This is a genomic window from Pseudoclavibacter sp. AY1F1 (assembly GCF_002931075.1).
GTDB lineage: Bacteria > Actinomycetota > Actinomycetes > Actinomycetales > Microbacteriaceae > Pseudoclavibacter.
In genome coordinates, this window is record NZ_PSTQ01000001.1 from 702,741 (window position 1) to 716,665 (window position 13,925).

The 13,925-nt window shown below is 66.5% G+C and carries 11 protein-coding genes and 1 pseudogene; 6 read left to right on the top strand and 6 right to left on the bottom strand.

Annotated elements, in window-relative coordinates; genetic code table 11:
• Positions 1-9: 9 nt before the first annotated feature.
• Positions 10-2,895 carry an ExeM/NucH family extracellular endonuclease gene (locus tag C5B85_RS03275; protein ID WP_104284597.1) on the bottom strand — a complete coding sequence of 962 codons (2,886 nt, stop codon included), beginning with the start codon at positions 2,893-2,895 and terminating at the stop codon, positions 10-12.
• A 108-nt stretch (positions 2,896-3,003) separates the two neighbouring features.
• Entirely contained in the window at positions 3,004-3,975 is a 972-nt protein-coding gene (locus tag C5B85_RS03280) for a Ku protein (RefSeq protein WP_104284598.1), read from the bottom strand.
• A gap of 92 nt (positions 3,976-4,067) precedes the next feature.
• Between C5B85_RS03280 and C5B85_RS03285 the strand changes: the two genes are divergently transcribed.
• Complete coding sequence (locus tag C5B85_RS03285) at positions 4,068-6,470, top strand: ATP-dependent DNA ligase (RefSeq protein ID WP_104284599.1); 2,403 nt, start codon at positions 4,068-4,070, stop codon at positions 6,468-6,470.
• A 110-nt stretch (positions 6,471-6,580) separates the two neighbouring features.
• On the opposite strand, the gene C5B85_RS03290 is transcribed toward C5B85_RS03285, so the two are convergent.
• Positions 6,581-6,784: a hypothetical protein gene (locus C5B85_RS03290; RefSeq protein WP_104284600.1), complete on the bottom strand. Its 204-nt coding sequence runs from the start codon at positions 6,782-6,784 to the stop codon at positions 6,581-6,583.
• Positions 6,785-6,925: 141 nt separating this feature from the next.
• On the opposite strand from C5B85_RS03290, the gene C5B85_RS03295 reads away from it, so the two are divergent.
• Positions 6,926-7,489 carry a hypothetical protein gene (locus C5B85_RS03295; RefSeq protein WP_104284601.1) on the top strand — a complete coding sequence of 188 codons (564 nt, stop codon included), beginning with the start codon at positions 6,926-6,928 and terminating at the stop codon, positions 7,487-7,489.
• Positions 7,490-7,575: 86 nt separating this feature from the next.
• Positions 7,576-7,794 (top strand): DUF3263 domain-containing protein, encoded by a 219-nt coding sequence (locus C5B85_RS03300; protein ID WP_104284602.1) that lies wholly within the window; start codon positions 7,576-7,578, stop codon positions 7,792-7,794.
• 32 nt (positions 7,795-7,826) lie between these two features.
• Here C5B85_RS03300 and C5B85_RS03305 read toward each other — a convergent pair whose 3' ends face one another.
• Positions 7,827-8,720 carry a DUF5996 family protein gene (locus tag C5B85_RS03305; protein WP_104284603.1) on the bottom strand — a complete coding sequence of 298 codons (894 nt, stop codon included), beginning with the start codon at positions 8,718-8,720 and terminating at the stop codon, positions 7,827-7,829.
• Positions 8,721-8,875: 155 nt separating this feature from the next.
• Between C5B85_RS03305 and C5B85_RS03310 the strand changes: the two genes are divergently transcribed.
• Together C5B85_RS03310 and C5B85_RS18910 are read left to right on the top strand one after the other, a co-directional pair.
• Positions 8,876-10,342: an amino acid permease gene (locus C5B85_RS03310; protein ID WP_104284604.1), complete on the top strand. Its 1,467-nt coding sequence runs from the start codon at positions 8,876-8,878 to the stop codon at positions 10,340-10,342.
• A gap of 87 nt (positions 10,343-10,429) precedes the next feature.
• Positions 10,430-10,702: an ABC transporter ATP-binding protein gene (locus C5B85_RS18910; RefSeq protein WP_146077827.1), complete on the top strand. Its 273-nt coding sequence runs from the start codon at positions 10,430-10,432 to the stop codon at positions 10,700-10,702.
• Positions 10,703-10,978: 276 nt separating this feature from the next.
• On the opposite strand, the pseudogene C5B85_RS19745 reads toward C5B85_RS18910, so the two are convergent.
• Together C5B85_RS19745 and C5B85_RS03320 are read right to left on the bottom strand one after the other, a co-directional pair.
• Positions 10,979-11,386: pseudogene (locus C5B85_RS19745) on the bottom strand (hypothetical protein); the annotation flags it as partial.
• 260 nt (positions 11,387-11,646) lie between these two features.
• Entirely contained in the window at positions 11,647-12,468 is an 822-nt protein-coding gene (locus C5B85_RS03320) for a hypothetical protein (protein ID WP_104284606.1), read from the bottom strand.
• 618 nt (positions 12,469-13,086) lie between these two features.
• Here C5B85_RS03320 and C5B85_RS19090 point away from each other — a divergent pair.
• Positions 13,087-13,611, top strand: coding sequence for a hypothetical protein (locus tag C5B85_RS19090; protein ID WP_181064251.1), 525 nt, complete (start codon positions 13,087-13,089; stop codon positions 13,609-13,611).
• Positions 13,612-13,925: the final 314 nt, after the last annotated feature.

The window sequence follows — 13,925 nt, forward strand, 5'->3', positions numbered from 1 at the left end:
GGGATCAGCTCAGACCTGATCCGCACGTCGCTTGAGGAGGAGGGCGAGCGCACCCGCGAGCAGAAGAGCTCCACCACCGAACGGCAGGAGCACTCCGAGCTCGGCACCCGTGGTCGCGAGCTCTCCGCCATCAGCCCCAGGGGCGCCGGTGGGGGCGCCACTTGGCCCGCCCGCGGCCGGCGGGGTTGCGGCCATGGTCGGCGACATTCCGGGCTCAACTCCCTCCGTCGAGGTCGGGGGCGGCTCCGGCGCTGAGGTTTCCGTCGGGGTCGGTTCGATCGTCGGAGTTGGCGTCGCAGTTGGCGTCTGAGTTGGCGTCTGAGTTGCAGTCGGAGTGGGCTCAGGTTCGCCCGCGAAGTCAAGACCGATGAGGAAGGGGTTGTGGTCGGAGGATCGGTAGACGTCGTCCGAGTACAACTGCGTCACGTTGGAGTTGTTTCGGCTGTACTCGATACCGACCTGCTCATACGCGTTGATCGTCCACACATCCGCGCCCGTGACACGGCCGGAGGCCGGTCCGCTGGCCAGGATGTGGTCGAGTGAGCCGACCGCGCCATCGAAGTTGTACGAGTACTCGGTGCCGGCGGCCCCCGGTTCGCCCGCCGCGCGGTTGCGCGCATCCCCGAGGTTCTCGAAGCCGGCGTCTGCGAGCACTCGCATGGGCCCCTCCTGCGAGTAGCTGTTGAAGTCACCCGTCAGGAACACCAGATCAGTGCCGTGCGTCTCGCGCTGCGTCTCGGTGAAGCCGACGAGCGCCTGCGCCTGGCGCGTCCTGTCGCCGTTCCAGCCTCCGACAGCCCCGGCGGGCCCGACGTCGTCGTCGTTGTCGGCGTTGTCGCCTTCGCCGGATCCGCCCTTGGACTTGAAGTGGTTCGCGACGACGATGAACTCTGTACCGGTCGCGGGGTCGGCGAAGGTCTGAGCGAGCGGCGCGCGCCCGTTCACGAACGCGGGGTCGTCGAGGATGCTCGATGCTCCCACCACTTCCACGTTCGCTTGCTGGTAGATGAAGGCTGTGCGGATGACGTCGTCACCCGCGGCGGGAACCTCGGCGGGGGATGGGACGTGGGCCCATCGTTGTGTGCCGGCTGACTCGTTGAGCGCCGCTACGAGGTCGACAAGTGCCGCATCGCGATCCTTGCCGAAGTCGGACGAGTCCTCGATCTCCTCGAGAGCGACGATGTCGGCGTCGAGCTGGTTGATCGCGGCGACGATCTTCGCCTCCTGGCGCGCGAGGTTCTCTTCATCCCAGGCGCCACGCGGGAGGCACCCGTTCGCGCTGATGGGGTTTCCGTCCCGATCCGTGTAGTTCTGGGTCGAGCCGCAGTAGTCAACGCCGAGGCTCGTGAAGTAGTTGAGGACGTTGAATGTGCCGAGCTGCAGGTCTCCACCGACTTGCTCCGGAGCCGTCTCCCTGGCGTCCGAGAAGCTGACGGGTGCTGCGTCGGCGCCGGTCAGCGTCGTCGTCGGTTGGAAGCGGTAGCTGTCGAACGAGTAGTGCACGACAACGGGCTCAGTGAAGGTCGCTGTCGCTCCGACCGTGACAGGCGTGGTGATGCTCAGGTAGGGGAGTGGGATGTCGGCGTTGATCATGCGGCCGCCCTCGCGGCGCAGGAAGTCGGTGGATGCGCCGTCGTCGAGGATCACGCTGTGCGCCTCGTTGTACTCGGCCTGAGCGACAGCCTCGGCACTCCCTGGTTCACCGACCTCAGTGGGGGTCACAAGCAGACGCTCGCCGACCGAGAGGCCCACCTCCCCATACTGGTTGAGGCCATAGTTCTCCGAGACCCGGTAGGTGCCGGCTGGCGCGAGCAGCATCCCCTCGTAGCGTTCGCGCTCCTCCGCGGTCTCCGGCCACGCGACCGAAACGGGCTCAACGACGTGCTCGGGACCGCCCACGAGCTGCTCAACGCCGTCCGCGCTGATCTGCGTCGACTCGAATCGCTCACCGACGCGGCCGGTCACGGCGACTCGGTCACCGATGGTGACGGTGGCTGCGGCCGCAGGTCCGTAGACGAAGACACCGGTCGAGGCCGTGTGGGTGCTCGGTTCGACCGCACCAGGTGTCTGGATGTTGAAGCCCCCGAGTCCACCCTCGGCATACACGGCGGTGACGACGCCCTCGGTAATGACGGTCCGGTCCACGAACGGCGATGCAGAGCCCGTGCCCTGGATTTCCGCGATCGAGACGAACTCGGTCGTCGGAGACACCGTCGGGGACGAAGTTGTTGTTGTTGTCGGCTCCGGTGCTGCGGTCGGTCCACCTGACGAATTCTCCGGCGTTGGCGCAGCGGCGACGAAGTCTGCAGAGTTCACATCGCTGTCGACCCCGGTGTTGGAACGCTGCGCGCTGAGGGAGTTGCTGAGCTCGGGAGCAGGAGCAGGGCCTTCGAACGTGCTCGCGCTGCCATAGCCGATGAGGTCCACAAGCCCGTCTGCGGCAGAGACGCCCGCCCCAGGCAACGTCAGCGTGTCGATTGTGCTCGCGAGGGCAACGATGCCGCCTCGAGCGCCCATGGAGATGTCACCAGTCGCATCCGGTGCCGGGAGCGCACCGGTATCGCCACTCCCCGCCGCGAGAGAAACGAGGTAGTGCGTATGCGGTGCAACAGACCCCGCAAGCTCCGCTGTGCCGCCGAGGTTTCCGCTCGCCGAGAAGTACTGGACAGACCAGCCGTCGACGCTGATCGCCGCGGAGCTCGGGTTGTAGAGCTCCACGAAGTCGTTCGAGTACAGCGAGCCCGCGTTGCCACCTCCGCCGTACGCTTCGTTGATGACCAGATCGGTGCCGCTCGGGGCTGCGAAGGTCGGGGGCGCTGCGGCGACCAGCAGGCCGCCTCCGGCGAGCGTCGTCGCGATTCCCACCGCGAGGAGCTTCTGCCAAGTTCGAGTCACGTGTGTCCTCCTGGGGCGTGCGTGGCTAACGGGATCGCCGTCACCGTACCGTCCCGGTGTCGCCCAGGGACTGCCTCCGCGTAAACACCCGGTGAACGGGTGAACCGCTCACGCGCTCTTGGCGTTCTTCGCCGCCGATGCCTTCTTGGCTGGGGTCTTCCTCGATTTGGCTTTGGTACTGCTCGTCTTCTTCGAGCTGGTCGACTTCGTGCTCGACTTCTGAGCGCTCGACTCCTTAGCGCTGGTCTTCTTCGCGCTCGACTCCTTGGCGCTGGTCTTCTTCGCACTCGTCCTTTTGCCGCTGTCGATGCTCCGGCGGAGGGCCTCCATGAGGTCGATCACCTCACCACCCGCATCCCCGTCGTCGTCCGACTCGCCGAACGTCGCCGCCGTATCAAGCGCATCGCCCTCCTGGAGCTTCGCGTCGATGAGCTGCTGCAACTGCTCCTGGTAGTCGTCAGTGAACCGCTCAGGTGCGAAGTCCGCTGCGAACGAGTCCACGAGCGACGCCGACATCTTCAGTTCCTTCGCGGAGATCCGCACGCGTTCATCGAGCGCCGGGAACGTCGCCTCGCGGACTTCGTCGTCCCACAGGAGTGACTGCAGCATGAGCACGTCACCGCGGGTGCGCAGCGCTCCCAGCCGCGACTTCTGGCGGAGCGAGAAGTGCACGATCGCAGTCCGATCGGTCTTCTCCAGGGTGCGCCTGAGCAGCACATAAGCCTTCACCGACTTGGAGTCGGGTTCGAGGAAGTAGCTGCGGTCGAACATGATCGGGTCGAGCTGGTCGCTCGGCACGAACTCCACGACGTCGATCTCTCGGCTGCGCTCCTCTGGCAACGAGCTCAGATCCTCTTCTGTCAGCACAACTGTCCTGTCGTCGTCTGCGTAGGCCTTGTCGATGTGCTCGTAGTCGACCACCTTCCCGCAGACCTCGCAGCGACGCTGGTAGCGGATGCGCCCGCCGTCCTTATCGTGCACCTGGTGCAGCCGCACGTCATGATCCTCGGTGGCGCTGTACAACTTCACCGGCACATTCACGAGCCCGAACGCGATGGAGCCTTTCCAGATGGATCTCATGCACCAAGTACAGCCGAACTCGGCGCCGCGAAGCCGAGTCGACGCTGAGTGTTCCCGGTCTTCGCCTCAGGCAGGGGGTGCATCCTGGGCCGATGGCGACCTCGAAGCAGACGGTGACAGTCGATGGTCACCGCGTGACGCTCACCAACCTCGACAAGGTGCTGTACCCCGAAACCGGGACGACGAAGGCGGATGTACTCGCCTACTATGCGGAGATAGCGCCGTTCCTGATCCCGCACGTGCAGCGGCGCCCCGTGACGCGCAAGCGGTGGGTTGACGGGGTCGGGACGACCGAGCATCCTGGCACGTTCTTTTTCCAGAAGAACCTCGAGGCAAGCGCACCCGACTGGGTGCCGAGGGAGGGGCTCGAGCACCGCGATCACCGGAACGAGTATCCGCTTGTGCAGGACGTGGCCACGCTGACGTGGCTTGCCCAGGTCGCCGCGCTCGAGCTGCACGTTCCGCAGTGGCGATTCGGTCCGGATGGGGTGCCACGGAACCCGGACCGGCTTGTCCTCGACCTCGACCCTGGCGACGGCATCGGACTCGCTGAATGCGCTGAGGTTGCACGAATCGCCCGAGGCATTCTGCGTGGCATGGGGCTCGACCCATTGCCCGTGACGAGTGGGAGCAAAGGCATCCACCTGTACGCCGCCCTCGACGGAACGCACACGTCTGACCAGGTCTCCCAGGTCGCGCACGAGCTCGCCAGGTCGCTCGAGGCCGACCACCCGGACCTGATCGTGAGCGACATGAAGAAGTCCAAACGAGACGGAAAGGTGCTGGTCGACTGGAGCCAGAACAACGCTGCGAAGACCACGATCGCCCCGTACTCTCTCCGCGGCCGAGGGCGCCCAACCGTGGCTGTTCCACGAACGTGGCGCGAGCTCGCCTCGGCCAAGCTCCGGCACCTCGAGTGCAGCGAGGTGCTCACGCGGATGCGCACCCGGCCCGACCCGCTGGCCGCGATCGCAGATGCCGCGCGAGAGGACAGGCTCGTGCGCTACCGGTCGATGCGCGACGCGACGAAGACGACGGAGCCGGTGCCGGCCGAAGCCCCCTCGTCGTCGTCCGGACGGGCCTTCGTCATCCAGGAGCACCACGCGCGCCGCCTCCACTACGACTTCCGACTCGAACACGATGGAGTCCTCGTGTCCTGGGCGGTGCCCAAGGGCATCCCGGTAGATTCGAAGAAGAACCACCTCGCGGTACAGACTGAGGACCACCCGCTCGAGTACGGCGCCTTCGAGGGCACGATCCCGGAAGGTGAGTACGGGGCAGGGGAGGTCTTCATCTGGGACTTCGGTTCCTACGAGCTCGAGAAGTGGCGTGAGGGCGAGGAAGTCATCGTCACCCTGCACGGCCAGCCTGCTGGTGGTCTCGGCAGGACGACGCGGGTCGCGCTCATCCGCACAAGGGGGAGCGGCGACACGAAGAGCAACTGGCTGCTGCACCGCATGGAGCTCGGAATCTCCCCCGCGAAGGGCTCACGTCCGACCCGGGGCGGCACCGGCCGGACCGAACAAAGGAGGGTCCCCGTCGCGCCCATGCTCGCATCAGCGCGAGTGGTGAGCGACTTCGACGACGAGGATGCCTGGGCCTTCGAGATGAAGTGGGACGGCATCCGCATCGTGGCCTCGATCGACCAACACGGCGTGCGCCTGGTCACGAGGAACGGCAACGACGTGACGACCGCCTACCCCGAGGTCGAGGATGCGCTGCGTGCGAGCCTGCACGGCCGCGCGGCCGTGCTCGACGGCGAGATCGTCGCGCTGGATCGGAGCGCGCGGCCAGACTTCGGTCGGCTGCAGGCGAGGATGGGACTGCGCTCGAGCCGCGATATCGAACGCGGCGTCAGGGAAGTGCCAGTGCACTACTTCGTTTTCGACCTGCTTGAACTGGACGGCACGAGCATGCTCGCGCGCCCGTATGCACAGCGCCGCGCGCTCCTGCTCGAGTCGGTCAGCGAGCACAGCAGCCTCCGAGTTCCACCGGCTATCGACGGGGATGCAGAACTCGCGCTGAAGACCAGCGCCGATCTCCAGCTCGAGGGCATCGTCGCCAAACGGATCGACAGCGCCTACCGCCCTGGCCGGCGAACGGAGAGCTGGGTCAAGATCAAACACCACAGGGCCCAGGAGGTGGTCGTCGGCGGCTGGCGTCCGGGACGAGGACGCCGGTCGGGCAGCATCGGCTCGCTGCTGCTCGGCATCCCTGAAGCTGGTGGGCTCCGCTATGTCGGCCGGGTCGGGACGGGCTTCAGCAGCGGCGACCTCGAACGCGCGGCGGCCAAACTCGAACCTCTGATCCGCCCATCCTCGCCGTTTCTGGAGGTCGCCGCAGCGGATGCCCGAGGCGCCGTCTGGGTGGAGCCGCTGCTGGTCGGAGAAGTCGAGTTCGCGGAGTGGACGGCAAGCTCTCGCCTACGTCAGCCGAGCTGGCGAGGGTGGCGACCAGACAAGTCGCCCCAAGAAGTGGCGATCGAGGGCGCTTGACGGCCAAACCGAGCGGATGTGCTTCGAACCGCGAAGGGCTGCGCGGTTGGCACGGCGAAGGCCGGGGTCGACGCGCGACCCCGGCCTCGTTCTCTTGCTGAGCAGATACCTCAGCCGTTGACACCTGCCGGGGGGATCGTGTCGTCGCGGTGCTGTGCCGCGTCGTCGCGAACCTGCGTCGGCGGCTGGTCAGGTCGCTCCTGGTTCGGCTCGCCGGTGCCGAGGCCCTCAATCGACTCTGCTTCCAGCCGCTTGTTCGTGTCGTCGAGGGTGGCATCGTTCTCGTGGTCTGGGGTGGCTCGCTGATCTGACATGCTCCGACCGTACGCAGACCAGCCGAGACAAACTTGAGTGCCGCCTGGTCGGGGCTTGAACAGCAGCGTCACGGTTCACACGCTGCCCATAAGGTGCTGTTGGAGAATCGGATTCGCCTGACCACAAGGAGACCGCTGTTTATGTCGAGCACCCGGCCCGCGCCGCCCGCCCACGCAAAGCCGGAGTCGAAGCGACGCCGCCGCCGCTCTGGAGGGAACGTCCTCCTCGGCGTGTTCGGGACGGCATTGATTCTGAGCGGCGCGATTGTGCTCGCGATGTCGCTGCTCGCGCCCACGACGGTCGAGCGCGGGTACGGGCAGGTCAAAGCCGCGGTCAACGACGTTGCGGCGGAAGTGCAGTTGCCCGCCGTCCGGCTCGGCGTCGAGGGCGCTCAGGCTGAGCTCGACGAGTGCGACGGTTCGTTCATCGAGATGACGAGCTACCGCAACACTGTGGGAGTTCCCGCCGTGTATGCGGCGCACAACAACTGCGGCGGTGACATCGTCCTGAACTGGGAGGTCGGCACGCAGCTCGAGGTTGAGGGACTGCCGGGCACGTACGAGGTGGTCGACGTGCGGCACACGGCGAAGCATTGGGAGACAACGGAGGCGCTCATCGGACTGCAGGGCGATTTCGCGCTCCAGTCGTGCTTCTACGGTGAGGACCGGATGCAGTTCGTGGGCATCCGACCCATCACCGGTTGAGGTGCACTCGACTCGCTCACTACAGCGGCAGAGGCCGAAAATCAAGAGTTGGGGGGACTCGTCATGTCCTCACCTATTCTGCAGAGATGATCAACGCACGAGCAAGGGCGCTCCTCGAGTTCGAGGCATCCAACCCAGGGCGAGACCTCCCGAAGCTCGACAAGATCCGCAGGCTCGGGCTTAGCCCAGAGGGGTACGAGTCTCGGCTCGAGCAGCTTGTCGCCGACGTCGACGTGATGGCCGAGTATCCAGAGCTCGTGTACCGCTACTGGAATCAGCGACGCGAGAACGCATCGGGGCGCTAGGCGCCGATGCGGCCGGGGGCTTCAGACGCAACTCACTCGCGCGAGTCAGCGGCAGCACCCCAGTTACCGAGATCGGCGGCGGCACGGAAGGTGGCCGTCAGGAAGCTGTGGACAAGCCCCTCCGGGTCTGTCGACTGGCGCACGACCTCGTACGGCAGCAGAAACTCGCCGAGTGCCGGATCCCAGTGAGCACCTTCCGGCATCTGGGCTTCCGAGAACCCGGCTGGGTCCGGGTAGGCGTAGGAGTAGTAGGCCCCCTCGCGGCCGCCCCCGGGCCAGAATCCCGCGCTTGAGATCTCGTGGGAGTACCCCTCGACCATGACCTCGTTCGGGCAGTTCGGGGCGCCGCCTGGATGCCGAGGTGCGTCCCGCCCTGAGAAGCGGGTCACCGCGAGGTCCATCGCGCCCCAGAAGAAGTGCACCGGACTCACCTTGCCGGTGAACTCCGACCGGAACCTCGAAAGCGCCCGGTCGGCGTCCACGAGCTGCCTCCAGAAGGCGTGCGCGGCGGCGGCGTCGTAGCTTGCGTGTGTGAAGTCCTTGGCGAAGGGGATCGCGAGTTCCACTTCGTTGGGTGCCCCGTGGATGCGCGGGTGGAGTTCGAGATCGGCGAGGTGCTCGAACAGGCGCGACGTGAACTCGGCGACCGACATCGGCGCGAGCGGGAGCACGCGCTCGCCACCGTCGCTGTGCCTGATGACGAGCCTGTGGTCGACGAAGTCGAACTCGATGTCGAAGATGGCCTCACCCTGGATCTGGGGCCCGGTCCCGAGACCCCGCGGCGTGAGGTGCAGGGTCACGTTCCACCAGTGATTCACGTGTGGCGTGCTGACCATTCGGATCTTCCCGACGACCTGCAACCAGCGGTGCAACGTATCGCGGGTGTCGGTCCAGCTGTCTACGGCGAGGATGGGTCGAGTCGTCACGCCACGAGACTAGCCGACCACCAATCCTCGTCGTACCTGACGAGTATTCGTAAGCATCATTCACACTTTTTGCGGTGCTCGTACTCGCATACTTGGCATGCCGGAGTGACCTTCACAGAGCAGTGGTGGTCGCGGCGTCAATCGAGGAGCATCGAATGAGCGAACGAGACCTGTCCCGGTCCATCATGCGGCGGAAGCCGATCGACGACATGGAGGAGGACAGCAAGGGCAGCGGCCTCTTCAAATCTCTCGGCCTGTGGCAGCTGACGGCTATCGGCGTCGGCGGCATCATCGGCGTCGGCATCTTCTCCCTCGCCGGGCTCGTGGCGGCGGGGAGCGAGGGGACGCCAGGAGCAGGACCCGCGGTCCTCATCTCCTTCCTGATCGCAGGGCTCGCGTCAGCCGCCGCTGCACTGTCCTACGCCGAATTCGCCGGCATGATCCCTCGAGCCGGCTCGGCGTACACGTACGGGTACGTGGCCCTCGGCGAGGTCATCGGCTGGTTCATCGGCTGGGACCTCCTCCTCGAGTACATCGCGATCGTGGCCGTCGTCGCCATCGGAATCTCCGGCTATTTCGACGCCTTCCTCTCCGGAATCGGCGTCCACATGCCCGTCTGGATGACCTCGACGGCCGACGAAGGCAAGGGCGGCATCGTCAACATCCCCGCCATCGCCGTCTGCCTGCTCGTGACGTGGATTCTGTCCCGTGGCACCAAGGCATTCGGGCGCTTCGAGCTCGTCGCGGTCGCCATCAAGGTTCTCTTGATTCTCTTCATCATCGGCCTCGGCGTCTTCTACATCGACGCCAACAACTACAACCCGTTCATGCCAAGCGGCTTCGGCCCCGTGCTCGCCGGTTCCGCCACCGTCTTCTTCGCCGTCTTCGGCTACGACGCCATGAGCACCGCCGCCGAGGAGGCCAAGGACGGCAAGAAGCACATGCCGAAGGCCATCATCCTGTCACTGATCATCGCGATGCTGCTCTACGTCGCCGCCACGCTGGTCCTGACCGGAATGCAGAACTGGGAGGAGATCGACCCCAAGGCCGGATTCGCCTCCGCGTTCAACAGCGTCGGCCTACCGGTTATCGCAACCATCATCTCCGTCTTCGCAGTGCTCTCAATCCTCACCGTGATGCTGACCTTCCTCCTCGGCGTGACCCGCGTCTGGTTCTCGATGAGCCGTGATGGGCTCCTCCCCGGCTGGTTCGCCAAGACCGACAAGAGCGGCACCCCGCAGCGCGTCACCTGGATCGCCGGTGTCGCCTCGGCGCTACTGGCTGGTGTCTTCCCGATCAAGGCCGTCGCGGACCTCACCAACATCGGCATCCTCGCTGCGTTCGTCGTCGTGTGCCTGTCCGTCATCATCTTCAGGTACAAGCGCCCTGATGCTCCGCGAACGTTCCGCCTGCCCCTTATGCCGTTGGTTCCCGCGTTCGGCATGCTCGCATCCGGCTTCCTGATGCTGCAGCTGCACTGGGAGACCTGGCTGCGCTTTGGTGGCTGGCTCGTGATCGGCCTGATCATCTACTTCGCCTACGGCCGCAAGCACTCGCTCATGAACCCGGACAGCCCGCGGCACGCGGCGCTGCGGGCCGCGAAGGACGCGCAGGACGACTAGAACGGCGCCCAGAGGCTTCAGGACCCCCACCTGCCCGCCTCCCGAACTGCCCGTAGGTCACTCGGGCGGTTCGGGTAGCGTCAGGGGATGGACATTGAGCAGGACGGGACGGCTGCCCCTGATCCGGCAGAGCCGCCTCGCGTTGAGCCTGGTCTCGCGCTCAACGGGCGGCGAAGCGGACCCTTCGTGGGCGCCGCGCTCGCCACGGTTCTCGGGTGCATCTTCCTGCTGCCGCTCTTCGACGATTGGTGGCTCAAGGCCGCCGTCTTCTGCGTGTGCCTCCTCCCGGTCGTGATCGCGGGGTGGATCACCCGGCGAGCTGTGCGCCGCGAGGCGAGCAGGCGGGCCGGGGAGCGCTGAGCGGTGTCTGTAGGCGTGGTCGTCAACGTCGAGGCAGTCGGAGCGAGGGGAGCAGCAGTGCTGCCGATCCACGGTCGCGAGCATCCCGCTGGCCAGCCGTGTGAGTGGTCCCTGGAGGGAACGCCTGCGGAGCCCGCCAGGCAGTGTAGGTGAGCGCGCGCGGGATCTGGACGCTGTAGCTGTCGCGCAGCGCCGCGATGGACATCTCGGCAAGCGCGTGCAAGACGGGACGCTGGTCTCGCTTGCGAGTGGTGCAGGACCAGTTCGGCTGATCCGGGTCTGCCGCGTCCAGTCCACGTCCCGGAGTGCGCGCTCGTCGGCTTCTGCGACGACGTCACGCACGGGTGCCAGTGCTTCCAGCACAGCAGGACCTCCAGCGAACTGCACGTACCTCCACGTGTCGGTGGATGCCGACACGATGACGAGGACGCGATGGCTCAGCTGTTCGAGCGTCGCGGCGAGCGCGCTGGCGACGTCACGCCACGTCGTGGGAACTCCAGGCTCTATGCGCGCTTGCCCGTTCCGCAGCCAAGGCGCGGCTGATGCCTCTCGCGTCGTCGCGAACTGCAGCTCGGCGTCAGCCGGTTCCACCGACCGCACATACTCCTGGATCTCGGACCGCTCGAAGCCGAACTGCAGGAACCCGACGTCCAGCGAGCGTCGGTCGCGAGTCAAGAGCTGCACGATGTGCCCGAAACCGGGCCAGACCCGGACAGGAAGCCTCGCTACGCTCGCCCGTGCGAGGGCTCAGGGTGGCAGGACCTCCCCTGAATGCTCTTCCCACGGGACCGGCTTCCGAATCCTGGTGCTGGCGACCTCCAGCTCCGGCCTGCTCGCGAATCAGACCGACAGGTCACGGGACCTCGAGCGAAGCGGCTGGAACCCCATGACCCCAACCTACGGAAACGGTGGCGGCGCGGACGCCAGAAAGCTCGCTCCCCGGGTCACCCGATCGGTGCGTTCATCCCGGCCGCCCAGTCACGGATCGCCTGTCGCTCGCTGTCGCCGCAGATGTACCCGTAGCCGCTCTCCTGGACACCGTCGCTCAGCGTCCATTCGTTTAAGTACGTCAGGGCGTAGCAGTCTGCCATGACCTCTTCGCTTCCCTGGAACAGGCCTTGCGCGAGGAGAGATCGGTAACCGCCGTCGTCGTCCGGGTACCTGACGTCGTCTGCGCGTTGGTACACGTGCGCGAGTTCATGGACGGTGGTGATCGTGCTGTGCCACTCGGTGCGCTCGCCATCGGGGAGGAGGTGCACGATCAGTGGGCTGCCGCCCTTGACGCATCCCACGGTCTGGTAGCCCTGGTCCGCGTTCTCGTGGGTGCCGCAGGCTGTCGCCGCGTCGTATTGGACGTCGATGAACCCGTTCCCGGCGGCGTCGACGATGCTCTCGCTCACGGATCCGCTCGCGTTCGTGCGGCGCGTCTCCGCGTCGATGATGCTCTGCTCGAGGTCCCCGCGGAAGGTGCTCGCCTGTGCGGCGATGCTCTCCGCCGAGTAGACGGTGAGGTTCGGGTCCGCCATCTTGGCGTCCTGGTCCTCCATCCAGTCGAACAGGGCCACGAGCGGCTTGACCGGGTTGCCTTCGAGCGCGCTTGAAAGCTCATCGATCTTTGTCCGCTCCTGCTCGTAAAGTGCGATGTGCTCGGTGAGGTCCGCAGCGCCGGTGTCGACGGGGGCAGTCTCGACGGAAGGGTAGGGGGTCGTGGACTCGTCGCCAAGGCCCAGAATCGCACCGAGGCTGGCGAAGGCGAACAGACCCATGAACGCTATGACGACAAGGCAGCCGCAGCCCGCGAACCAGTACCCCGCTTTCCCGTTCCCGCGCGGCGGGAATGGGCCTCGGCCTCGGCCGGGGGCGTAGGGGGCTGCGGTCAGCCTCGGCCGCAGTGGATGCTGGCTTCGGCCGAGGTTGGTAGGACCCGCGGCCGGCCCTTGGAGCGGCGGGGGAGGCGGCGAGGGAGGCCCGAGGCCTGGACGTGTCTGCGGCGGCCGAAGACCACGCGGCTGCGGCTGCGGCTGCTGAATGTTGCTTTGCGGTTGCGGATTGACTGACCGACTGACACCGTTCATCCAACGGATCAGCTCGGGTGTGGCGCTCGGGTTCGCGGCGATGTACGGACGCAGATCAGGACGGCGCGTGGCGATGTTCGTCAACACGTGCGGCGGCGTAGCCGCAGCTCGCGCCGCTGCTCGATCCCGGTCCCATCCCGCGTTTGCCATTGCACTCCTCGTCGTCGGCCCTGCAAGCGAGTGTAGGTCTGTCCGAACGCCGAACGCCGCGGTGCCGCAGTGGCGCCGTCGAACGCACGCGTCACGCCGCCTTCCACGCGTGCCACAGGCCAGACGACGCTCGAGCACGCTGCCGCCTAGCATGAGATCGTGACCTACCCCAATCATCTTCCTCACGCCACCTTCTCGGGTGCACTCGGAATCGGCGGCAGCTACGTGCCCGCAAACGCCGAGATCGCTGACAGCTGGATGACCCTGTGGGCACTCGCTCCCGAGGGCTGGGTCGTCGTCTTCCGCGCACCTGCGTCCGAGGTCACGGTGACGTCGAGGGCGCAGAGCATCCACCTCGCCGTCGGGGGAGTGAAGCACCCGCTGCTCGCCGACCCGGGTGCCGTGAACCGCGCGCTTGGGTACACCACTGCAGGCACGGTCGCAGCGGTCCTCGATCGTCCTGTGGCCGGTGCCGCAGCGGACGTCGGCGCACTGCGGAACCAGATCTCGGCGGCCTCCGCGTGGAGCGCGGGCGGCGGACCACAGTTCCTCGACGCTGCACGCCAGTCCGGCGCACGCGTCTCACGCCTCGGCTACGGCGCCATCGCCGCCATCGGCTGCGGCTCGGGTATCGCCGTGGTGATCGTCGTCACCGTGCTCACGGTCCTCGCGGTCAACCTCTGACGTCGGCTGGCCGACATCGAACTCCGGCGCTGCGAAGAGAACGGCCGCATGGGCCGAGGTTGCCCGCCCCTCCGGTCGCAGATCTCTCAGAACGAGACTCGCACTCGTCGGCTCTCGAACGGGAACCTAGCGAGGCTTCGACGTTCCCGCACAGACGAAAACCCCGGTGAGCGAGACTCGATGTCTCCCAAACCGGGGTTCACCGCGGTGGGTGATGCGGGACTCGAACCCACGCAACTCCACGACCAGGTGGCCGACGCGGACCAGCTCACCATCGAGCACGTTGGCGTCGATAACTACTTCATCGACGAGGC

Excerpts from the sequence above, each read along its gene's own strand:
- C5B85_RS03280 (WP_104284598.1), bottom strand. The coding sequence starts at position 3,975 with ATGAGATCCATCTGGAAAGGCTCCATCGCGTTCGGGCTCGTGAATGTG.
- C5B85_RS03285 (WP_104284599.1), top strand. The coding sequence starts at position 4,068 with ATGGCGACCTCGAAGCAGACGGTGACAGTCGATGGTCACCGCGTGACG.
- C5B85_RS03290 (WP_104284600.1), bottom strand. The coding sequence starts at position 6,784 with ATGTCAGATCAGCGAGCCACCCCAGACCACGAGAACGATGCCACCCTC.
- C5B85_RS03295 (WP_104284601.1), top strand. The coding sequence starts at position 6,926 with ATGTCGAGCACCCGGCCCGCGCCGCCCGCCCACGCAAAGCCGGAGTCG.
- C5B85_RS03300 (WP_104284602.1), top strand. The coding sequence starts at position 7,576 with ATGATCAACGCACGAGCAAGGGCGCTCCTCGAGTTCGAGGCATCCAAC.
- C5B85_RS03310 (WP_104284604.1), top strand. The coding sequence starts at position 8,876 with ATGAGCGAACGAGACCTGTCCCGGTCCATCATGCGGCGGAAGCCGATC.
- C5B85_RS18910 (WP_146077827.1), top strand. The coding sequence starts at position 10,430 with ATGGACATTGAGCAGGACGGGACGGCTGCCCCTGATCCGGCAGAGCCG.
- C5B85_RS03320 (WP_104284606.1), bottom strand. The coding sequence starts at position 12,468 with ATGGGTCTGTTCGCCTTCGCCAGCCTCGGTGCGATTCTGGGCCTTGGC.